21 protein-coding genes are annotated in these 19,737 nt (G+C 70.7%); 12 read left to right on the forward strand and 9 right to left on the reverse strand.

Features of this window, described 5'->3' with window-relative positions:
• The first annotated feature begins 11 nt into the window (after nucleotides 1–11).
• The 4 genes from V4F39_RS10415 (at nucleotide 12) to V4F39_RS10430 (ending at nucleotide 2,623) form a co-directional block, all read left to right on the forward strand.
• Nucleotides 12–152 carry a hypothetical protein gene (locus V4F39_RS10415; RefSeq protein ID WP_332289294.1) on the forward strand — a complete coding sequence of 47 codons (141 nt, stop codon included), beginning with the start codon at nucleotides 12–14 and terminating at the stop codon, nucleotides 150–152.
• A 198-nt stretch (nucleotides 153–350) separates the two neighbouring features.
• Nucleotides 351–824: a response regulator gene (locus tag V4F39_RS10420; RefSeq protein ID WP_332289295.1), complete on the forward strand. Its 474-nt coding sequence runs from the start codon at nucleotides 351–353 to the stop codon at nucleotides 822–824.
• Nucleotides 825–890: 66 nt separating this feature from the next.
• Entirely contained in the window at nucleotides 891–1,679 is a 789-nt protein-coding gene (locus V4F39_RS10425; RefSeq protein ID WP_332289296.1) for an SDR family oxidoreductase, read from the forward strand.
• Nucleotides 1,679–2,623 (forward strand): LysR substrate-binding domain-containing protein, encoded by a 945-nt coding sequence (locus V4F39_RS10430; RefSeq protein ID WP_332289297.1) that lies wholly within the window; start codon nucleotides 1,679–1,681, stop codon nucleotides 2,621–2,623. Before V4F39_RS10425 ends, V4F39_RS10430 begins: the two co-directional genes overlap by 1 nt.
• Before the next feature lie 3 nt (nucleotides 2,624–2,626).
• Here the strand turns inward: V4F39_RS10430 and V4F39_RS10435 are convergent, their stop codons facing one another.
• Nucleotides 2,627–3,778, reverse strand: a complete 1,152-nt coding sequence (locus V4F39_RS10435) for a right-handed parallel beta-helix repeat-containing protein (RefSeq protein ID WP_332289298.1) — start codon at nucleotides 3,776–3,778, stop codon at nucleotides 2,627–2,629.
• 172 nt (nucleotides 3,779–3,950) lie between these two features.
• On the opposite strand from V4F39_RS10435, the gene pcaH reads away from it, so the two are divergent.
• Both pcaH and pcaG read left to right on the forward strand, forming a co-directional pair.
• Entirely contained in the window at nucleotides 3,951–4,661 is a 711-nt protein-coding gene (gene pcaH / locus V4F39_RS10440) for a protocatechuate 3,4-dioxygenase subunit beta (protein ID WP_332289299.1), read from the forward strand.
• Between the two features lie 17 nt (nucleotides 4,662–4,678).
• Nucleotides 4,679–5,314, forward strand: coding sequence for a protocatechuate 3,4-dioxygenase subunit alpha (pcaG, locus tag V4F39_RS10445; RefSeq protein ID WP_332289300.1), 636 nt, complete (start codon nucleotides 4,679–4,681; stop codon nucleotides 5,312–5,314).
• Between the two features lie 4 nt (nucleotides 5,315–5,318).
• On the opposite strand, the gene V4F39_RS10450 is transcribed toward pcaG, so the two are convergent.
• From V4F39_RS10450 to V4F39_RS10485, 8 genes are all read right to left on the reverse strand, one after another.
• A complete protein-coding gene (locus tag V4F39_RS10450; RefSeq protein WP_332289301.1) occupies nucleotides 5,319–5,789 on the reverse strand; it encodes a PIN domain-containing protein in 471 nt (156 codons plus the stop codon).
• Nucleotides 5,786–6,055 carry a hypothetical protein gene (locus V4F39_RS10455; RefSeq protein ID WP_332289303.1) on the reverse strand — a complete coding sequence of 90 codons (270 nt, stop codon included), beginning with the start codon at nucleotides 6,053–6,055 and terminating at the stop codon, nucleotides 5,786–5,788. The genes V4F39_RS10450 and V4F39_RS10455 overlap by 4 nt, the downstream gene beginning before the upstream one ends.
• 18 nt (nucleotides 6,056–6,073) lie before the next feature.
• On the reverse strand, nucleotides 6,074–6,313 hold the full coding sequence (locus V4F39_RS10460) for a cysteine-rich CWC family protein (protein ID WP_332289304.1): 240 nt from the start codon (nucleotides 6,311–6,313) through the stop codon (nucleotides 6,074–6,076).
• A 28-nt stretch (nucleotides 6,314–6,341) separates the two neighbouring features.
• A complete protein-coding gene (locus V4F39_RS10465) occupies nucleotides 6,342–7,904 on the reverse strand; it encodes a malonate--CoA ligase (protein ID WP_332289305.1) in 1,563 nt (520 codons plus the stop codon).
• A gap of 55 nt (nucleotides 7,905–7,959) precedes the next feature.
• Entirely contained in the window at nucleotides 7,960–8,952 is a 993-nt protein-coding gene (locus tag V4F39_RS10470) for a Bug family tripartite tricarboxylate transporter substrate binding protein (protein WP_332289306.1), read from the reverse strand.
• An 89-nt stretch (nucleotides 8,953–9,041) separates the two neighbouring features.
• Entirely contained in the window at nucleotides 9,042–10,349 is a 1,308-nt protein-coding gene (locus V4F39_RS10475; RefSeq protein ID WP_332289307.1) for a malonyl-CoA decarboxylase domain-containing protein, read from the reverse strand.
• Nucleotides 10,350–10,378: 29 nt separating this feature from the next.
• Nucleotides 10,379–11,071, reverse strand: a complete 693-nt coding sequence (locus V4F39_RS10480; protein WP_332289308.1) for a GntR family transcriptional regulator — start codon at nucleotides 11,069–11,071, stop codon at nucleotides 10,379–10,381.
• 105 nt (nucleotides 11,072–11,176) lie between these two features.
• Nucleotides 11,177–13,660 (reverse strand): PAS domain-containing protein, encoded by a 2,484-nt coding sequence (locus V4F39_RS10485; protein ID WP_332289309.1) that lies wholly within the window; start codon nucleotides 13,658–13,660, stop codon nucleotides 11,177–11,179.
• Nucleotides 13,661–13,902: 242 nt separating this feature from the next.
• Between V4F39_RS10485 and V4F39_RS10490 the strand changes: the two genes are divergently transcribed.
• From V4F39_RS10490 to V4F39_RS10515, 6 genes are all read left to right on the forward strand, one after another.
• Nucleotides 13,903–14,712, forward strand: a complete 810-nt coding sequence (locus V4F39_RS10490; RefSeq protein WP_332289310.1) for a GntR family transcriptional regulator — start codon at nucleotides 13,903–13,905, stop codon at nucleotides 14,710–14,712.
• Between the two features lie 29 nt (nucleotides 14,713–14,741).
• A complete protein-coding gene (locus tag V4F39_RS10495) occupies nucleotides 14,742–16,472 on the forward strand; it encodes a fumarate reductase/succinate dehydrogenase flavoprotein subunit (protein ID WP_332289311.1) in 1,731 nt (576 codons plus the stop codon).
• 106 nt (nucleotides 16,473–16,578) lie between these two features.
• Nucleotides 16,579–16,812 (forward strand): 4Fe-4S dicluster domain-containing protein, encoded by a 234-nt coding sequence (locus tag V4F39_RS10500; protein ID WP_332289312.1) that lies wholly within the window; start codon nucleotides 16,579–16,581, stop codon nucleotides 16,810–16,812.
• Between the two features lie 10 nt (nucleotides 16,813–16,822).
• Nucleotides 16,823–17,779, forward strand: coding sequence for a HEAT repeat domain-containing protein (locus V4F39_RS10505; RefSeq protein ID WP_332289313.1), 957 nt, complete (start codon nucleotides 16,823–16,825; stop codon nucleotides 17,777–17,779).
• 16 nt (nucleotides 17,780–17,795) lie between these two features.
• Entirely contained in the window at nucleotides 17,796–18,137 is a 342-nt protein-coding gene (gene fdxA, locus V4F39_RS10510) for a ferredoxin FdxA (protein WP_332289314.1), read from the forward strand.
• An 86-nt stretch (nucleotides 18,138–18,223) separates the two neighbouring features.
• On the forward strand, nucleotides 18,224–19,729 hold the full coding sequence (locus V4F39_RS10515) for an ABC transporter substrate-binding protein (protein ID WP_332289315.1): 1,506 nt from the start codon (nucleotides 18,224–18,226) through the stop codon (nucleotides 19,727–19,729).
• Nucleotides 19,730–19,737: the final 8 nt, after the last annotated feature.

The following is a 19,737-nucleotide window of genomic DNA, read 5'->3' on the forward strand; positions in this document are numbered from 1 at the left end:
ACAGGCCCGACATGTGGAAGATCCTGGTGGCTTTTGCCGTGTTCGCCGCGGTCGCGATCTGGGTGCTGAGCAAAGCCGGCGGCAGCATCGACATGGGCGGCGAGAAGCACGGCATCGAGGCGCACCCGCCCGCCTCCGCGGCGTCTTCATGACGCCGATGTGACAGGCGCGCCGCGCGCCCCGACGGCACGGCCCGGGTTTGTCCCGGGCCGTTTTCGTTGTGGCGTGAATATTCTCTTTCTGACACCAAGCTGACGGAGTGGACATTGACTCAGGGGGTTGCATCGCTCAACATCAACGCTCCAGGGCGCGTGCCCTCTCCTAACGGTCTGTCAACGCGAGGAGGCCCCGTGGCTGCATCCCCAGAGCTGTCGAGCGATGCCCAGGCGGCCGCCTCCGGTCTGTGCGGCAAGGTGCTGTACATCGAGGACGCCGAGACCAGCATGGCCGTGGTCGAAGGGATGATGCGCCATTTCCCCGGCGTCGAACTGCTGCAGGCCACCACGGGCCGCCAGGGCGTGGAGATGGTGCGCCGCGAGCGGCCCGACCTGGTGCTGCTCGACATGCACCTGCCCGACATTCCGGGCCTCGAAGTCGTGCGCATCCTGAACCAGGACATCGCCGACCACGGCCTGCGCGTGACCATCCTCACCGGCGACAAGCTGTCGATGGACATCATCAAGGCGATGAGCCTGGGCGCGTTCGAGTACTGGGTGAAGCCGGTGGAACTGCGGGTGCTTGCGTCGGGCCTGCGCCGTGCGCTCGGCGGCCGCGGCGCGGACCCGTCCCGCCGGCTGCAGACGCGCGGCCTGCACGCGCGCTGAAACCCCGCGGCCCTGGCAGACTCGCGGCTCGGCGCGCCGCCGCCGTCCAGCCACGAGGATTTGCCCATGCCCGACCACGCTTTTGCTTCCGCTCCCCACAACCGCATCGCGATCGTCACAGGCGCCGGCAGCGGCATCGGCCAGGCCTCGGCGGTGGCGCTGCTGCATGCCGGCTGGCGGGTGGCCTTCGCCGGCCGCCGCGCCGAGACGCTGCAGGCGGCCATCGCCTCGGCGGGCGATCCCTTCGGTGACATCGCCGAGCGGGCGCTGGCCGTGCCCACCGACGTCGCCGACCCCGCGTCCGTCGAAGCGTTGTTCGGCACCGTCGTCGCGCGCTTCGGCCGCCTCGACCTGCTGTTCAACAACGCTGGCATCTCGGCGACGATGCCGCTGGAGGACCTGCCGATCGAGCGCTGGAAGGAGGTGGTCGACACCAACCTGAACGGCGTGTTCTATTGCATGCAGCAGGCCTTCCGCGTGATGAAGGCGCAGGCGCCCCAGGGCGGCCGCATCATCAACAACGGCTCGATCTCGGCCTACGCGCCGCGGCCGATGTCGATCGCGTACACCGCGACCAAGCATGCGGTCTCGGGCCTCACGAAGACGGCCTCGCTCGACGGCCGCGCGCACGACATCGCCGTCGGCCAGATCGACATCGGCAACGCCGCGACCGACATGACCGAGCGCATGGCCCAAGGCGTGCCGCAGGCCGACGGCAGCCTGCGCGTCGAGGCGCGCATGGACGTGCGCCATGTGGCCGATGCGGTGGTGCACATGGCCGGCCTGCCGCTCGAGGCGAACGTGCTCTTCATGACGGTGATGGCCACCAAGATGCCCTTCGTCGGGCGCGGCTGATGGCGGCGCCGCCGCCCGCCGCGAACATCCTCGGGCGCATCCGCCTGCGCCACCTGCAGTGCCTGCTGGCCGTCGCCGAGACCGGCAGCCTGCGCCGCGCCGCCGAGCGGCTGGCGATCACCCAGCCGGCCGTCACCAAGACGCTGGCCGACCTGGAGTCGATCGTCGGGCTGCGCCTGCTGGACCGCGGCCGCCGCGGCGCGGTGCCCACCCCGGACGCACGGGCCTTCCTGCGCCACGCGCAGGCGAGCGTCGACGCGCTGGGCGAAGCGGTGCGCAGCGTGTCGCCGGGCGCCGACCACCGGCCGGTGCGGCTGGGCGTGCTGCCCACGCTGGCGCCGTCGGTCGCCGCGCGGGCCACGCTCGCGTGGCGAACGGTCTGCCCCGATGTCCCGCTCAGCGTGGTCACCGGGCTCAACACCGCGCTGCTGCGCGGCCTGCGCGAGCGCGAGCTGGACATGGTCATCGGCCGCCTCGCCGATCCGGACGACATGGCCGGGCTCAGCTTCGAGCTGCTCTACGCCGAGCCGCTGGTGCTGGCGGCGCGGCCCGGCCATCCGCTGCTGCACGCCGGCCGGCCGCCCGCGCCGGCCGACCTGGCGGCGTGCCCGCTGGTGCTGCCGATGGCGGGCACGCTGATCCGCCATGCCGCGGACAGCTTCCTCGGTGCACGCGGCATCGTGCCGCGCGGCGGCATCACCGAGACGGTGTCGGCCTCGCTGGGGCGTGCGCTGGTGCTGGCGAGCGACGCGCTGTGGTTCACGCCGCTGAGCGCGGCGGAGGCCGATCTGGAGGGCGGCCTGCTGGCGCGGCTGCCGCTGGAGGCCGCGGGCACCGAGGAACCCGTCGGGCTGCTGATGCCCGCCCCGCAGCAGCCGCTGGCCGCCGTGGCGGCGCTGGCCGAAGCGGTGCGGGCCGAGGGCGCGCGCCGCCGCGCCCGCTAGGCCTCAGCGGGCGGCCAGGCCCTGCAGCGCGCCGGGGTGGCGCGGCGGGCCGGCCAGCGCGGCCGTGCCGCAGGGGTGGCGGTATTCGCGCGACGGGACCAGGCGGCCGGCCGTGTCGTCCTGCGGCTCCAGCCGGGCCTGGTTCACGGCCGCGGCGCCGGGCCGCAGGCGGTAGTCGCCCGTGGCGGCCGAGGCGAGGTCGGCGATCGCCGCACGGGCGTTGCGGCGCAGGTCGGCCCCCGCGGGCGCCCCCAGCGCGCCGTCGCCCACGAGCAGGTTGTTCTGCAGCCGCACCAGGCCGTGGCCGGGCGCGATCCGCAGGAAGACGCCGCCGCTCCCGCGCCCGTCGACCAGCGTGTTGTGCGCCATGCGCAGCGCGTTGGCCGGCCACCGGTAGCCTTCGGCGCCGTAGGCCACGAGGTGCTCGTTCTCGGTCTGCTCGCCCTGCTGGACGAGGTTGCCGACGACCCAGGCCTCGCCGCCGTTGGGGAACTCCAGCTCGTAGCTGGCCGTGCCGTCCTCGTCGGTGAGCCGGTTGTACGCGATCACGCTCACGGCCGCCCGCGACTTCAGCAGGTGCCCCGTGCGGGCATGGTGCAGGTAGCTGCCGGTGACCGACACCCGGCCGATGGCGCCGACGTACAGGTTGTGGTTGTGGCCGTCGGGCCGCTGGTTGAAGGCGAACTCGCTGTCCTCGACGTCCAGCGTGGAGGCGGGGTCGTTGCCCGTCAGCAGGCCCATCTCGTTGTGCAGGAAGCGGCAGTCGCGGACGTGCAGCGTACCGCGCTCGAAGCGGATGCCCGCGCCGTTGCGGCTCGGCACCCGGGCTCCTTCGAAGTCGAAGCCCTGCACCTGCACGCGTTCGCCGCGCACGACCCAGATGCCCTTGCCCTCCGCCGAGGCGCCCTGCGACAGCAGCCGCACGCGGCCGCCCACGGCCCGCAGCGTCAGGTCGTTCTGCGTCCAGACCGCCACATCGTCGACGTACACGCCGGCGTCGACCTCCACCAGGGCGCCGTCGCGTGCCAGCCGGGCGGCCAGCGCCAGCGTGGCCACGGGCCGGGCGGGCCCGACCTGCAGGCGCTGGAGGGGTTCGGCGGCAGCGCCGGCCACGGGCCAGGCGGCGGCGGCCACCAAGGCCGTACGGCGGGTCATGCTGCGGTAGAAAAGGTGATCGAAGCGCATCGAAGGCAGCTTACCGCGGCAGGGTGGCCGGCCTGGTGCATAACCGGTGGTTATCACTGATCGCCGCGCATTTCAATTGCGCACCCGGGCTGTGCCTTCCTACAGTTCGGGCATCGCCACCCGCCACTCCAGGAGACAAGCCATGGCCTACGGCCCCTTTGCGATGCGCGACAGCGCGCAGCATGCGCCGGCGCTCACGCCCACCTACAAGACCAGCGTGCTGCGCTCGCCGAGGAACGCGCTGATCTCGATCCCGCACTCGCTCACCGAGATGACGGCGCCCGTCTTTTCGCCAGCCGAACTGGGCCCGAAGGACGACGACCTGATCCTCAACTTCGCGAAGGACGGCCTGCCCGTCGGCGAGCGCATCATCGTGCACGGCTACGTGCGCGACGAGTTCGGCCGCCCGGTGCCCAACGCGCTGGTCGAGGTGTGGCAGGCCAACGCCAGCGGCCGTTACCGCCACAAGAAGGACACCTACGTCGGCGCGCTCGACCCGAACTTCGGCGGCTGCGGCCGGGTACTGACCAACAAGGACGGCTACTACCGCTACCGCACCATCCGCCCCGGCCCCTACCCGTGGCGCAACCGCATCAACGAGTGGCGCCCGGCGCACATCCACTACGCGATCAACGGCGACGGCTGGGCGCAGCGCCTGATCACGCAGATGTACTTCGAGGGCGACACGCTGATCCCGAGCTGCCCGATCCTGGCCACCGTGCCCAGCGACGAGCAGCGCCGCGGCCTGATCGCGCTGGAGGACAAGCCCAACTTCATCGAGCTCGACAGCCGCTGCTACCGCTTCGACGTGTACCTGCGCGGCCGCCGCGTGACCTGGTTCGAGAACAAGTGAGCGCCGAGGAGACATCGATGCACCCGCAACAACAGCTCACCCACTACAACGAAACCGCCTCGCAGACCGGCGGCCCGTACGTGCACATCGGCCTGGCGCCCCAGCAGGCCGGCTTCGACATCTTCGAGAACAACTTCGGCAACGTGCTGGCGCAGCCCGGCACGCCCGGCGAGCGCATCGTGGTCGAGGGCACCGTCTACGACGGCCTCGGCCTGCCGATGCGCGACGTGCTGCTGGAGATCTGGCAGGCCGATGCCGAGGGCCACTATGCGCACCCGGCCGACCCGAAACCCTCGGCCTTCCGCGGCTGGGGCCGCACGGGGGCCGACTTCGAGACGGGCGTGTACCGCTTCGAGACGATCAAGCCGGGCGCCGTCGCCCTGCCCGACGGCCGCCTGCAGGCGCCGCACATCGCGTTCTGGATCGTGGCCCGCGGCATCAACCTCGGCCTGCACACCCGCCTGTACTTCGGCGACGAGGCCGAGGCCAACGCCAAGGACCCGGTGCTGACGGGCATCGAATGGGCGACGCGCCGCAAGACGCTGGTTGCGGCGCGTGAGCAGCGCGGCGGCGCGACGGTCTACCGCTTCGACATCCGCATCCAGGGCCAGGGCGGGGCGGAAGACCAGGAGACGGTGTTCTTCGACGTCTGACGGCTCAACGCTTGCGGCGCGGCGCCGGGGCCTTTGCCGCGTAGGCGGTCGCTGGCTCGTGCGCCGCGAGCTCGAACGGGTTGACGACTTCCAGCGCCCCGAAGCGCATGCCGAGCTGCAGGTCTTCGGTCAGCAGCGTGCTGCAGCGCGCATCGAGCGCCGCCTGCACGATGAGGGCGTCCCACACCGAGAGCTGGTGGCGGCTGCACAGGGCCAGGGCGCGCAGGACGCTGGCAACGTCGGCCGGCACGACCTTCTCGCGGCGGAACACGTCCAGCGTGTCCAGGACCTGGTCTGCCGGCAGCCGCTTCTTGCGCGTGAGCACCGAGAACGTTTCCTGCAGCACCTGCGTGCTGATGACGAGCGAACGATCGCTGATGTGCTGGGCGATGAGAGCGTCGGCGATGGTGTGCTTGGCACCTTCCGATGCATCCAGCGCGCAGACCAGCACGTTGGAGTCGAAGAACGTGCTCACGGCTTGAGCAGCCCCCGCTCACGAAGTACTTCCTCGTACAAGGCCTCGCGGCCAGGCCACGCGGGCTTTCCGTCGGGGGAAGGGCGCGCCTGTGCCGCCAGCGCACGCAGCTTGGCAATACGCGCCTCGGGCGTGTCGCTCGATTCGAGCGCATACCGCTCCAGCGCCTGCCGGCAGACTTCATTCACGCTGGTGCCGTCATGCACGGCCTTGATGCGGGCCTGCTTCAACAGCTCGTCGTCGATCGCGATGGTGAGGTTGGCCATGCTGCCCCCAAAAAGCTGTCACACAGGATCGATGTAACGCTGATCCCGTGTCGCTGGCTGGGGCTCCGCGGTGGAGAGTGCCCGCAGGCAGCCGACGCACAGGCAGCGGTCGTACTGCGCACGCAATGCAGCGAAGTCGCCCGGCCCGAGCGTCACGCCGGCGCAGGCGCACGGGCCGGGGTCGTTCACGCCGCAGTGGAAGGGGCCGCCGCAGCGGGGGCAGGTCGACTCGGCGGCCGGTGGGGTGTCAGGGGGCATGGGTGCCATGCGGCCGAGGGTGCGGCGCTCAGCCGCCGAACAGCCCCTTGTGCTGCTCCCGAAGCAGGTTCTTCTGCACCTTGCCCATCGTGTTGCGCGGCAGTTCGCCGACCACGAAGACCTGCTTGGGCACCTTGAAGTTGGCGATGCGGCCCTTGAGCCCGGCGATCACCGCGGCCGCGTCCACCTCGGCGCCCGCCTTGGGCACGACGACGGCGATCACGCCTTCGCCGAAGTCGGGGTGGGGGATGCCGATCACGGCGCTCTCGGCCACGCCGGGCATCTCGTTGATGAAGCCCTCGACCTCGGCCGGGTAGACGTTGTAGCCGCCGGAGATGATCAGGTCCTTGCTGCGGCCGACGATGGTGACGTAGCCGCGCCCGTCGACCTTGCCGACGTCGCCCGTCTTGAACCAGCCGTCGTCGGTGAATTCCTCCTTCGTCTTCTCCGGCATGCGCCAGTAGCCGACGAAGACGTTGGGGCCCTTGACCTCGATGCCGCCGATCTCGCCGGTGGGGCACGCCTGCCCCGCGTCGTCGCGCACCCGCAGGCCCACGCCCGGCAGCGGGAAGCCGACGGTGCCGCCGCGCCGGTCGCCGTCCTTCGCGTGGTAGGGGTTGGAGGTGAGCATGGCGGTCTCGCTCATGCCGTAGCGCTCGACGATGGTGTGCCCCGTGCGGGCGCGCCATTCGTTGAAGGTCTCGATCAGCAGCGGCGCCGATCCGGCCAGGAAGAGCCGCATGTTCCGGCACGCCTGCTTGGTGAGGCCGGGCTCGGCCAGCAGCCGCACGTAGAGCGTGGGCACGCCCATGAAGACGGTGGCCTCGGGCAGCCGCGCGACCACGGCCCGCGGGTCGAAGCGCGAGAACCAGATCATCCTGGCGCCCGCCAGCAGCGCCCCGTGCGACGCGACGAAGAGCCCGTGCACGTGGAAGATCGGCAGCGCGTGGATCAGCACGTCGCCGCCGCCGTCCCGGCCCGCGCCCGGCCGTCGCCAGCCCCAGTAGTCGAACAGCGTCTTCGCGTTCGACAGCAGGTTGCCGTGCGTGAGCATCGCGCCCTTGCTGCGCCCGGTGGTGCCGCTGGTGTAGAGGATGGCGGCGAGCTCGTCGGCCCGGCGCACCGCGGGCGCATGCTCGGGCGGGTGGTGCGCGGCGCGTTCCAGCAGCGTGCCGCTGCGGTCCTCGTTGAGGGTGAAGACGTGCTGCGTGCCGGCCTTGAACGCGATCTTGCTGACCCAGCCGAAGTTCTTGCCCGAGCACACCACCACGCCGGGCTCGGCGTTGCCGAGGAAGTACTCGATCTCGCTGGACTGGTAGGCCGTGTTCAGCGGCAGGTACACGAAGCCCGCGCGCAGCACCGCCAGGTACAGCATCAGCGCCTCGACGCTCTTTTCCGTCTGCACCGCCACGCGGCTGCCGGCCGGCAGGTCGAGCGAGGCCAGCAGGTTGGCGATCATGCCGGTGGCGCGATCGAGGTCCCGCCAGGTGTAGACGAGCGGCTGCGGCGTGTCGGCCGTCTCGATCGCGGTGGCGTCGAGGTCGGCCGGGAACGCCGCGCGCAGCGCGGTGAAGAGGTTCTGGTTGTCCATCGTCGGAATGTCGGAAAAGGGCGGTCGGCGACTTTCGCGCGCACGCGGGGCGGCGTCAATCCATCTTCGCCCCGGAGGCCTTCACCACCTCGCCCCAGCGCTTGACCTCGCTGCCGACGAACTTGCCGAAGGCGTCGCCCCACAGGTTGGGCGTCTCGGTGCCCAGACCGGTCCACATGGTCTTCAGCTCGTCGGAGTTGAGGGCCTTGCGCATCTCCGCCTGCATGCGCTCGACCACGTCCTTCGGCGTGCCCTTGGGCGCCCACAGGCCGTACCACGTCGACACCTGGTAGGTCGGCACGCCGCCTTCGGCGGAGGTGGGTACGTCGGGGAAGCCGGGGGCGCGCTTGTCGGAGGCGACGGCGATGGCCTTGATGCGCCCGCCCTTGATGTGCCCCGCCGACGAGCCCAGCCCGTCGAACGCGAGGTCGACCTGGCCGGCGATGAGGTCCTGCAGCAGCGGGCCGGCGCCGCGGTAGGGGATGTGGGTGATGAAGGTCTTGGTCTGCAGCTTGAACAGCTCGCCGGCCATGTGGTGCGAGGTGCCGTTGCCGGCCGAGCCGTAGTTGAGCTTGGCCGGGTTCTTGCGCAGGTAGTCGAGCAGCTCGGGCAGGGTGCGCGCCTGCACCCGCTGCGGGTTGACGACGATGACCTGCGGCACGCTGGAGATCAGCCCGACGGGCACGAAGTCCGTCTCGATGTTGTAGTCCAGCTTGGGGTACATGGCCGGTGCGATCGAATGGTGCACCGCGCCCATGAAGAAGGTGTAGCCGTCGGGGGCGGCACGCGCCGCGATGCCGGCGCCCAGCGTGCCGCCGGCACCGCCCTTGTTGTCGATGATGAACTGGTGGCCGGTGTTCTTGGTCATCAGCGCGAAGAGCGGCCGCGCGAAGGCGTCGGTGCCGCCGCCGGGCGGGAAGGGCACGACGATCGTCACCGGCTTGGCGGGCCAGGCTGCCTGGGCATGCGCGGCCGGCGAGGCGAGCGCGGCAGCGGCCATCGAGCAGGCCGCGACGAGGCGGCCGAAGGTACGCAGGGGTGTCGTCATGGTGTCTCCAACGAGGGTGGGGCCCGGTGGGGCCGGGTCTGCGGGTGGACGCCCGGGGGCGGGATGAGGGAAGTGGATCGGTGGCGGCTTCAGAGCAGCGAGGTCACGGCGCGTGCAGTGGCGATCTCGCCCTGGGTGAAGCCTTCGTGGTGGGCCTCCACGCGCGAGAGGTCGTAGAGGTAATTGACCATCAGCCCGAACGACTGCTTCAACCCGGGCCGCGACAGGTTGCCCATCGGGTTGAGCCGCTCCAGCCGGGCGCCGTTGTCGAGGTGGAAGCGCGCGACGGGGTCGCCGCCGGGGTGGGGAGTCTGGTGCACGAGGTAGAAGGCGCACAGCCGCTCCAGCGCCTGCTGCGCATCCGCCGGCAGCGCCTGCAGTGCGGCGGCGCTGGCCAGGCGGCTCCATTCGCCGCCGCAGGCGGCCTTCAGCACCGCGCGCGCCTGCAGCGCCCGCTCGGCCACGGCCTTCTTCGTGCCGGGCAGCGCTGTCCAGTCGCCGTCCTTCGCGAGCCATCCGGCAAAGCCGGGGATGGGCGAGAGCGTGCAGAAGGTCTTGAGCTGCGGCACCTCCCGCTTCAGCTCCTCGGCCACCCGCTTGATCAGGAAGTTGCCGAGCGACACACCCTTCAGGCCCGGCTGGCAGTTGCTGATCGAATAGAAGGTCGCCACCTTGTACGTGTCGGGGCCGGCGGCGCTGCTGGTCTTGTCGATCAAGGGCGCCACGGCGGCGGGCATCTCGGGAACCAGCGCCACCTCCACGAAGATCAGCGGCTCGTCGGGCAGCTGCGGGTGGAAGAAGGCGAAGCAGCGGCGGTCGGGCAGCAGGCGGCGGCGCAGGTCGTCCCAGCCGTCGATCTCGTGCACCGCCTCGTGGCGGATGAGCTTCTCGAGCAGCTGCGCGGGCGAGTTCCAGTCGACCTTGCGCATCTCCAGGAAGCCGGGGTTGAACCAGCTCGACAGCAAGTGCAGCAGGTCGGCCTCCAGCGCGCGCAGCGCCGGCTGCTTGGGCAGGCGCTCGAGCAGCGTGCGGCGCATGCGCACGATGGACGAGGTGCCGCCGGGCGTGCGGTTGATGCGGCGCAGCAGTTCCTGGCGCGGCGGCTCGGCCTCGCGCGTGAGGCGGATCAGGTTGTCGGCGCTCGGCTGCTCGGCGTAGGCCAGCGCGCTGTCGAGCACGGCCTTGGGGTCGGGGCTGAACTCGGTGGCCAGGCGCTCGAAGAAGGTGGCCTGCTGCTCGGCGGGCAGGCTGTCGAAGCGGGCCACGAGGCTGCGGGCGATCACGACGCTGTTGGCCTCGCCGCGCTCGGACAGCAGGCGGCGGCAGTCCGTCATCAGGCTGCGCAGCGCGTAGTCGCTGCCCATGCGCCGCGCGGCGGATTTCAGTTCGTCGAGCATGGTGGGCATGTCCTTCGGTGGCAGGCGGGCTATTCGGCCGGCACGGCAGCCGGTGCCGTGGCCGCCGCGCGCCGCAGCGCCTTGAGCGCCTGCAGCTGGGCGATGAGGTGGTCGTGCATCAGCCGCTCCGCACGCGGCGCGTCATGGTCGGCCAGCGCCTGCATCAGCGCGCGGTGCTCGGCGATCGATGCCTCGATGCGGCCCGGCCAGTGCAGCTGCCGGCCGCGCAGCATGCGGATGAAGCGGCGCAGGTCGCCGGTGGTGCGGTCCAGCCAGCGGTTGGCGGCCAGCGCCTGCACGCGGCTGTGGAAGACATGGTTGGTGCGGTAGTAGCCGTCGACGTCGTGCGTGGCCGCGAACTGCTCCAGCTGCCCATGCAGCGCACGCAGCTCGGCGATGTCGGCGTCCGTCGCCTTGCGCGCCGCCTCGAACGCGCACCGCCCCTCGAGCAAGGCCATCACCGGAAAGAGATCGTCCGCATCGCCCTCCACCAGTTCGGCCACCTGGCAGCCGCGGCGCGGCACCAGGGTGACCAGGCCCTCGGCGGCCAGCACCTTCAGTGCCTCGCGCAGCGGCGTGCGGCTGATGTGCCACTGCTCCACCAGCGCCATCTCGTCGATCCAGCTGCCGGGCTGCAGCTGGCCGTCGAACACCATGCTGCGCAGCCGCGCCGCCACTTCCTCGTGCAGCGAGGTCGGGCGAAGGGGCTGGGACAGCGTCATGCATCCAATTTAAAACTCATAACTCATAATTACCAACAAGGGTTTGCGCGAGCAAGCGTTTGCCCGCCCCCGCGTGCTGCCGTCCTCGGCTGCGCAGCGCCGGCCCTACTGGGGGACCGTGCCCGGCGGGAGCGGCAGCCACTGCTGCAGTTCGCTGCGCAGCGCTTCCAGCATCAGGGGCTTGGTGAGGTAGCCGTCCATGCCGGCGGCAGCGGCCAGGTCACGGTCACTCTGCAGCGCATGCGCCGTCAGCGCGATGATGGGGAAGTAGGGCAGTCGCCCCGCCCGCTGCAGCGCCCGCAGGCGCCGGGTCGCCTCCAGCCCGTCCATCACCGGCATCTGCAGGTCCATCAGCACCAGCGCGGGCGTGTCGGCGGCGCAGGCGGCCAGCGCCTGCACGCCGTCGTCCGCGGTGCGCGGGTCCAGGCCCAGCGCGCGCAGGAAGCCCTCGCCGATCATCCGGTTGACCGGGTTGTCCTCGACCAGCAGCACATAGCCCACGGGCTGCCCAGCCGCAAGGGGGGCCGCGGGCGCCGGGGCCTCGGCTTCGGGCGGCGGGGGGGCGTGTGCAGGCGGCAGCGGCCCGGCCTGCCCGCTCATCAGCGCGCGCAGGGCCCGCGGCGTCAGCGGCATCAGCGCGCAGTGGATGTTCAGCGCCTCGGCCGCCTGTTCGAGCGCCGGCTGGTGCCAGTCGGGCCGCTGCATCAGCGCGATTTGCGCCCGCGGCAACTCGGCCCGCAGCGCCAGCAGGCCTGCGGGGTCGGTCAGGCACCATTGCGAGACGAGCACGCCCACCGGATGCTCGCCGGGCGGCAGCGTTCCGGCCAGGCGGACCGCCGCATCGATGCTCTCCAGCGACCGGACCTCACCGCCCATGCGCTGCAGCCGCTCGTGGGTCCAATGCACGCGGTTGGCGTTGGGCGACACGACCCACAGGGGCTCCGGCGGCGGAAGTTCCGGGTCCGGCGGGCCGTCGGTGTCCAGCGGCAGCGTCAGCAGGAACTCCGAACCCTGGCCGACCTCGCTGCGCAGCGCGATCGAGCCGCCCAGTGCCTGCGCCAGCGCCCGGGCCGTCGCGAGGCCGAGGCCCGCACCCCCGTGGCGGCGCGATAGGCTGGCATCCGCCTGCACGAAGGCCTCGAACACCCGCGCCTGCTGGTCCGCGGCGATGCCCGGGCCGGTGTCCTCGATGCGGATGCGTGCGGTGCAGCGGCCGTCGCCGCCGTCCTCCACGTCGGTGCGCATGCCCACATGCCCGCGCTCGGTGAACTTGAGTGCATTGCCCAGCAGGTTGATGACGATCTGCCGCAGACGGGCGGGGTCACCGCGCACGCGGGTGCGGCGGCCCTCCCAGTCGAAGCGCATCGCCACGTGGCTGCCGCGTGCCATCGGCATCACGCTGCGCATCGTGGCCGCCAGCAGCTCGCTGAGGTCGAAGGGCTCGTTCGCCACCGGGCCGGCATCGCGCTGGGTGCGCGAGAAGTCGAGCACCTCGTCCACCACCTGCAGCAGCGACTGGCCGGACTGCAGCGCCACCTCCAGGTGCCGGCGCTGCGTGGGCGACACCGCCATCTGCAGCGCCAGTTCGGTGAGCCCCAGCACGCCGTTGAGCGGCGTGCGGATCTCGTGGCTCATGTGGGCGACGAAGAGCGACTTGGCCGCCGTCGCACGCTCGGCCTCGCTGCGCGCCTGCTCGGCCAGCGCCAGCGCGGCTTCCAGCCGCATGGTGCGCTCGGCCACCAGGCGCTCGAGCTCCGCATGGCCGCGCTCGAGGGCGGCGCGGGTGCTCACCTGCTCGTCGATGTCGACCAGCACGCCGGCCGCGCAGAGCCGGCCGTCGGGCTGGCGGTGCAGCCGGGCGAGCTGCTGGAACCAGCGGTACGCCCCCGATTTGGAGCGCAGCCGCATCCGCACGTCGAGCGGCGCCTGCGCGCGCGTCGCCTCGTCGACGCGGGCCTGGTAGGGGGCCAGGTCGTCGGGGTGCATCAACCGGACGAAGGTCGAACGTGTGGACGGCAGTTCGCCCGGCGCATAGCCGAGCGCATGCCAGAACGGGTCCGACATGTACATGGTGTCCTCGTCGAGCATCCGCTCGAAGAGCCCGTGCGGCGTGGCCAGCACCGCGCGCTCGTAGCGCTCGCTCATGCGCGCCAGCGCGGCGCGGGCCTCGCAGGCCTCGTGCACGTCGGTGAGGGAACCCGCCAGCAGCTCGGGCCGGCCGTCGGCCCCGGGCCACACGCGGCCGCGTGCGCGGAACCAGCGCCAGCGGCCTTCGCCGTCGCGCAGGCGGGCCTCGCGTTCGAAGGCCGTGCCTCGTGCCGCGGCGCGGTCGACCGCTTCGATGAAGCCGGCGGCGTCGTCGGGGTGCAGGCGGCTGCTGAGGCGGCCCGCCATGTCGGGCGCTGCCTGTGCCGTGTCGCCGAGCATGCGCCGCAGGCTGTGGGAGTACCAGGCGTCGCCGGTGCGCAGGTTGTATTCCCAGAAGCCGTCGAGCGAGCTGTCGAGCGCGCGCTCCAGGCGCGCCGTATGGCCTGCGGTGGTGCGGGGGAGGTCTCCTGCAGGCTGTCGGTCGGGATCGCTGCTGGCCATCGGTACTTCTGCCCATGCCCCGGAACGGAGCACTGCGACGGCCTGATGGTAGTGCGCCGGCGCAGCCGGGGCCAGCGGGCCGACGTGCACGGATCCGTGCGCGCGGGCTGCACCGTTTCCAACACCGCTGGCGGTTTCTGCACCTCGATCGTTCCGCTTGCCACCGTCGCGCCAGGGCGCGGGGCGGTTTCCGGCTGGCACGCCGCGTGCATGTACTGACTCGTCATAACAAGTTGACGACCATGAGCCGATTGAAAGCCTCCTCCGGTGCCCGCGTCGTGTCGCTGCGTGAACCCGCCTCGCAGGCCGACGTGCAACCGGGCCTGCCGGTGCCGCTGTACGAGCAGATCAAGGACGTGCTGCGCTCACGCATCCTGGATGGCAGCTACCAGCCGCACCAGCAGATGCCCTCGGAGAGCGAGATGATGTCGGCCTTCGCCGTCAGCCGCATCACGGTGCGGCAGGCGCTGAACGACCTGCAGAACGAGGGGCTGATCTTCCGCATCCACGGCAAGGGCACCTTCGTCTCCAAGCCCAAGGCCTTCCAGGACCTGGGCCAGCTCCAGGGCTTCAACGAATCGATGCGCAGCAAGGGCTACGAGGCCTTCGCCCGCGTGATCTCGATCCGCACCGTGCAGCCCAGCGCGCAGGTGCAGGAGAAGCTGCAGCTGCCCAAGCGCGCGATGGTCACCGAGCTGAAGCGCGTGCGGCTCCTGAACCGCGAGCCGGTGTCGCTCGATACCACCTACGTGCCCACCGCCATCGGCAACCGCCTCGCGAAGGAAGACCTCGCCACGCGCGACATCTTCGTGATCCTGGAGAGCGACTACCGCATGCCGCTCGGCCACGCCGACCTGCGCATCGGATCGACCTGCGCCGACGAGCTGCTGGCCGGCCACCTGAAGGTGGAGGAGGGCTCGCCGGTGCTCTTCATCGAGCGCACCACGCACGACGCGGCCGGCGCGCCGATCGACTACGAACACCTCTATTACCGCGGCGACGCGTTCCAGTACACCGTCCGCGTCAACCGCGGACCCGGGCCTCAGGGCTGAGCGTTGAAACCCACCACGAAAGGGCAGGCATGAACACGATCGAACTCGAGTACGACATCGTCGTCGTCGGCGGCGGCACGGGCGGCCCGATGGCCGCGGTGAAGGCCAAGGAGAAGAACCCCAAGCTGCGCGTGCTGGTGCTCGACAAGGCCAACGTCAAGCGCAGCGGCGCCATCTCGATGGGCATGGACGGCTTGAACAACGCCGTGATCCCCGGCCACGCGACGCCCGAGCAGTACACCAAGGAGATCACCGTCGCCAACGACGGCATCGTCGACCAGAAGGGCGTGTACGCCTATGCCAACGGCAGCTTCGACATGATCCAGGAGCTGGACCGCTGGGGCATCAAGTTCGAGAAGGACGAGACCGGCGACTACGCCGTGCGCAAGGTGCACCACATCGGCAGCTACGTGCTGCCGATGCCCGAGGGCCACCATATGAAGCGCGTGCTGTACCGGCAGATGAAGCGTGCGCGCGTTGAGATCACGAACCGCGTGGTGGCCACGCGGCTGCTCACCGGCCCGGCGGGCGAGATCGCCGGGGTGATGGGCTTCGACTGCCGCACGGCCGACTTCTACGTCATCAAGGCCAAGGCCGTGATCCTGTGCACCGGCGCCGCCGGCCGCCTGGGCCTGCCCACCTCGGGCTACATGTTCGGCACCTACGAGAACCCCACCAACTGCGGTGAAGGCCATGTGATGGCTTACCACGCGGGGGCCGAGCTCACCAACCTCGAGTGCTTCCAGATCAACCCGCTGATCAAGGACTACAACGGCCCGGCCTGCGCCTACGTCACCGGCCCCTTCGGCGGCTACACCTCGAACAACGCCGGGGAGCGCTTCATCGAGTGCGACTACTGGAGCGGCCAGATGATCCTGGAGTTCTACAACGAACTGCAGAGCGGCAAGGGCCCGGTGTTCCTGAAGCTCGACCACCTCGCCGAGGAGACGATCAGCGAGATCGAGCACATCCTGCACACCAACGAGCGGCCGAGCCGCGGCCGCTTCCACGCCGGCCGGGGCACCGACTACCGCCAGTCGATGATCGAGATGCACATCTCGGAAGTGGGCTTCTGCAGCGGCCACAGCGCCTCGGGCATCTGGACGAACGAGCGCGGCGAATGCTCCATCCCCGGCCTGTACGCGGCCGGCGACTGCGCGAGCATCCCGCACAGCTACATGCTGGGCGCCTTCGTGTTCGGCAAGTTCTGCGGCGAGAACGCCGCCGACTACGTGGGCCGCACGGCGCAGTCGACCCTCGACGCCGACCGCATCGCCGACGAGAAGGCGCGCATCGCCGCGCCGCTGCAGCGCAGCGAGGGACTGACGCCGTTCCAGGTCGAGTTCAAGACGCGGCGCATGGTCAACGACTACCTGCAGCCGCCCAAGGTCACGCGCAAGATGGAGATCGGCCTGCAGCGCTTCGAGGAGATCCGCGAAGACCTGCAGCACATGAGCGCGACCGACCCGCACGAGCTGATGCGCGCGATGGAGGCCCACACCATCCGCGACTGCGCCGAGCTGGCCGCGCGCTCGTCGCTCTACCGCACCGAAAGCCGCTGGGGCCTGTACCACTACTGCGTCGACCATCCGCAGCGCGACGACGACAACTGGTTCTGCCACACCAACGTGACCAGCGACGGCGACGGCAACGCCGTGTTCCGCAAGCGCGCGGTGGAGCCCTACGTCGTCGAGCTGAACGAGGAAGAGCGCACCGCCTACCAGCGGCTGCGCGTGGCCGAGACCGCCAAGGCCGCCTGACGACCCGACCGCGCGGCAGGCGAGGCCTGCCGCACCCCTGCCTTTCCCGACACCCGTTGTGCCGCGGGGGGCCCCGTGCCGCCCGCATCCGACCCAAGGAGCTGCCATGACCATCACCCTGACCCGCACGCAGGCCCCCGTCGTCGTCGACGAGGAGAAGTGCATCGCCGACAAGGGCTGCACCGTCTGCGTCGACGTGTGCCCGCTCGACCTGCTCGCCATCGACATGGTGAAGAACAAGGCCTTCATGAAGTTCGACGAGTGCTGGTACTGCATGCCCTGCGAGCAGGACTGCCCGACCGGCGCCGTCCACGTGAACATCCCCTACCTCGTGCGCTGAGGAGCCGGCCATGCACATCCATCAACGCCTGCAGCACGAGGACGCCGCGGTGCGCCGCGTCGCGGTGCTCGACCTGCCGTACAGCGACGAGGAGGACGAGGTCGCGCCCTGGCTCGTCAAGGCCCTGGCCGACCCCGACGCGCTGGTGCGCACCGAGGCGGCCAAGGCGCTCGAGGGCTTCGAGGACGACGAGGTGCTGGCCGCGCTGGTGCCGTTGCTGAAGGACGCCGATGCCGGCGTGCGCGAGGTGGTGGCCACCACGCTGGCGGAGCTGAAGCAGCCCGCGTCGGCGGGCCACCTGCTGCCTTACCTGGAAGACGCCGATCCGCAGGTGAAGGCCGCCGCGCTGGCGGCGGTGAAGCCGCTGCGTGTGGCCGAGGCGATGGCGCCCGCGCTGGCGGCGCTGCACGACGCCGATGCCGCGGTGCGCCGCGCCGCGGTGGGCGTGCTGGGCTACCTCAAGCAGCCGCAGGCACTGGGCGAACTGGCCCGGCTGATGGCGCACGACCCCGATGCCGACGTGCGCCGCGCCGCGGTGGGCGCGATCGGCTTCGCCTCCGAGACCTCCGACATCAGCGTGCACCCCGCGCTGGCCCGTGCGCTGCGCGACGAGGTGTGGCAGGTGCGCGAGGAAGCCGCCACCACCTTCGGCAAGCTGCGTTCGGCGCTCGGCGTGCCCGACCTCGTCGCCGCGATGGACGACGCGTACTGGCAGGTGCGCGTGAAGGCCGCGCGCAGCCTGGGCCGGCTGAAGGCGAGGGCGGCCGTGCCGGCGCTCGGCGCCGCGCTGCAGCACCCGATGAGCAACCTGCGCAAGGAGGTGGTGATTGCCCTCGGCGAGATCGGCGATCCGCGGGGCATCACGCTGCTGGAGCAGGCGCTGCAGGACAGCGACCCCGACGTGCGCAAGCTCGCCAAGCTCGCGCTCACCGCGATCCAGCTCAACGGCGGCACCGTGGCCGCCTGAACGCAAGGAGCCTGCCATGACCCATGTGGTGACCGAAGCCTGCATCCGCTGCAAATACACCGACTGCGTCGCGGTGTGCCCGGTGGACTGTTTCCATGAGGGCCCGAACTTCCTCGTGATCGACCCCGAGGCCTGCATCGACTGCGGCGTCTGCATCCCCGAATGCCCGGTGGAAGCCATCGTCGAGGCCGCCGAGCTGCCGCCGGTGCAGGCCGAGTACCTGGAGATCAACAGCCGGCTCGCGAAGGCGTGGCCGGTGATCGCCGCATCGCAGGAACCGCTGGCCGATGCCGACGAGTGGGCCGAGCGCACCGGCAAGCGGCCCTTGCTCGACGAATCGGTGCCCCAGGCGGCCTGACGAGACCGCCGCGGCGCGCACGCGCCTTGCATGAAGAACGACGACGGAGACAGACCCCCTTTTGGCGAATCAACCGGAGCAGTGAGATGTCCCAGGCCCTTCTCGACCGATTCCTTCCGTCCCGCCCTGCGATCGCCCGCCTGCTGCACCGCGTTGCGCGGCGCGGCCTGGCCCTGGCGGTGCTGGGCACCGTGCCCACTCTCGTGCTGGCGCAGGCCAAACAGGTGGTGACCATCGGCATCGGCACCCAGAACACCACCACCAACACCATCACCGGCGGCGTGGCGATCAAGGAGCTGAAGCTGCTGGAGAAGTACCTGCCGAAGACCGGCAAGTACCAGAACGTCGAGTGGAAGCTCGACTGGCAGAACTTCACCTCCGGCCCGCCGGTGACCAACGGCATGGTCGCCAACAAGCTGCAGATCGGCATGATGGGCGACTACCCGCTGCTGGTGAACGGCTCGGTGGGCCAGCAGAACAAGGGCAACGAGACCGAACTCGTGGCCGTCATCGCCTACAACGCCTTCGGCGCCGGCAACGGCGTGGTGGTGCACAAGGACAGCCCCTACTACGAGCTCTCGGAGCTGAAGGGCAAGACCCTCTCGGTGCCCTTCGGCTCGGCCGCGCACGGCATGGTGCTGCAGGCGATGCAGGAGCGCGGCTGGCCCGCCGACTACTGGAACCTGGTAAGCCAGAGCCCCGAGGTGGGCACCACCAACCTGCAGGAAAAGAAGATCGACGCGCACGCGGACTTCGTGCCCTTCGCCGAACTGCTGCCTTACCGCGGCTTCGCCCGCAAGATCTTCGACGGCGCGCAGACCAAGGTGCCGACCTTCCACGGCGTGGTGGTGCGCAAGGACTTCGCCGACAGGTACCCCGAGGCCGTCGTCGCCTACATCCAGGCGCTGCTGGAGGCCAACGACTGGGTGCGCAAGAACCCGAAGCTCGCGGCCCAGAAGGTGGAGGAGTGGACCAAGATCGAGAAGGAGGTGGCCTACCTCTACCTCGGCCCCGGCGGCATCCACACGCTCGACCCGAGCATCAAGCCGCGCTGGATCGAATCGCTGAAGACCGGCCACGGCGTGCTCGCCAGGATGGGCCGCATCAAGGAACTGGACATGGACGCGTGGGTCAACGAGACCTACGTGCGCCAGGCCTTCAAGGCGCGCGGCATGGACTACGACGCGCAGAAGCAGACGCTGTCGAACTACGACATCACCGGCAACGACCCGGTGTGCAAGGTGCCGGTGACGCGGCCGAAGGAGGCCGGCGAGATCTGGCTGGCCAGCGGCGAGATCGTGACGGTGAGTTCGCCCAACTGCCTGCTGGCCGGCGTGCGCCAGTACGAGGCCGAGGGCAAGAAGGTGGCCGTGGGCTACCTCTACGACAAGGCGCTGGGCATCAAGGTGTTCGCCGACAAGGCCTTCTACGCGCTCGACGCCAGCGACGCGAAGCAGCCGCAGATCGTGCCCTTCCTCCTCAAGGGCGATGCCGAGGCCCACGCGGCCAAGGTGAAGGGGCGGGTCGCCACCTATGCCGAGGCGCTGGACCAGGCCAAGCCCACGCTGGCGCTCGCCGCATCCGCCAAGTAAGCCTTCCA

The organism is Aquincola agrisoli (assembly GCF_036621135.1).
Lineage (GTDB): Bacteria > Pseudomonadota > Gammaproteobacteria > Burkholderiales > Burkholderiaceae_C > Aquincola > Aquincola agrisoli.

What these genes read in the sequence shown, in the direction of transcription:
- V4F39_RS10415 (WP_332289294.1), top strand. Translation starts at nt 12, where the DNA reads ATGTGGAAGATCCTGGTGGCTTTTGCCGTGTTCGCCGCGGTCGCGATC.
- V4F39_RS10425 (WP_332289296.1), top strand. Translation starts at nt 891, where the DNA reads ATGCCCGACCACGCTTTTGCTTCCGCTCCCCACAACCGCATCGCGATC.
- V4F39_RS10430 (WP_332289297.1), top strand. Translation starts at nt 1,679, where the DNA reads ATGGCGGCGCCGCCGCCCGCCGCGAACATCCTCGGGCGCATCCGCCTG.
- V4F39_RS10435 (WP_332289298.1), bottom strand. Translation starts at nt 3,778, where the DNA reads ATGACCCGCCGTACGGCCTTGGTGGCCGCCGCCGCCTGGCCCGTGGCC.
- pcaH (WP_332289299.1), top strand. Translation starts at nt 3,951, where the DNA reads ATGGCCTACGGCCCCTTTGCGATGCGCGACAGCGCGCAGCATGCGCCG.
- pcaG (WP_332289300.1), top strand. Translation starts at nt 4,679, where the DNA reads ATGCACCCGCAACAACAGCTCACCCACTACAACGAAACCGCCTCGCAG.
- V4F39_RS10455 (WP_332289303.1), bottom strand. Translation starts at nt 6,055, where the DNA reads ATGGCCAACCTCACCATCGCGATCGACGACGAGCTGTTGAAGCAGGCC.
- V4F39_RS10460 (WP_332289304.1), bottom strand. Translation starts at nt 6,313, where the DNA reads ATGCCCCCTGACACCCCACCGGCCGCCGAGTCGACCTGCCCCCGCTGC.
- V4F39_RS10465 (WP_332289305.1), bottom strand. Translation starts at nt 7,904, where the DNA reads ATGGACAACCAGAACCTCTTCACCGCGCTGCGCGCGGCGTTCCCGGCC.
- V4F39_RS10470 (WP_332289306.1), bottom strand. Translation starts at nt 8,952, where the DNA reads ATGACGACACCCCTGCGTACCTTCGGCCGCCTCGTCGCGGCCTGCTCG.
- V4F39_RS10475 (WP_332289307.1), bottom strand. Translation starts at nt 10,349, where the DNA reads ATGCTCGACGAACTGAAATCCGCCGCGCGGCGCATGGGCAGCGACTAC.
- V4F39_RS10480 (WP_332289308.1), bottom strand. Translation starts at nt 11,071, where the DNA reads ATGACGCTGTCCCAGCCCCTTCGCCCGACCTCGCTGCACGAGGAAGTG.
- V4F39_RS10485 (WP_332289309.1), bottom strand. Translation starts at nt 13,660, where the DNA reads ATGGCCAGCAGCGATCCCGACCGACAGCCTGCAGGAGACCTCCCCCGC.
- V4F39_RS10490 (WP_332289310.1), top strand. Translation starts at nt 13,903, where the DNA reads ATGAGCCGATTGAAAGCCTCCTCCGGTGCCCGCGTCGTGTCGCTGCGT.
- V4F39_RS10495 (WP_332289311.1), top strand. Translation starts at nt 14,742, where the DNA reads ATGAACACGATCGAACTCGAGTACGACATCGTCGTCGTCGGCGGCGGC.
- V4F39_RS10500 (WP_332289312.1), top strand. Translation starts at nt 16,579, where the DNA reads ATGACCATCACCCTGACCCGCACGCAGGCCCCCGTCGTCGTCGACGAG.
- V4F39_RS10505 (WP_332289313.1), top strand. Translation starts at nt 16,823, where the DNA reads ATGCACATCCATCAACGCCTGCAGCACGAGGACGCCGCGGTGCGCCGC.
- fdxA (WP_332289314.1), top strand. Translation starts at nt 17,796, where the DNA reads ATGACCCATGTGGTGACCGAAGCCTGCATCCGCTGCAAATACACCGAC.
- V4F39_RS10515 (WP_332289315.1), top strand. Translation starts at nt 18,224, where the DNA reads ATGTCCCAGGCCCTTCTCGACCGATTCCTTCCGTCCCGCCCTGCGATC.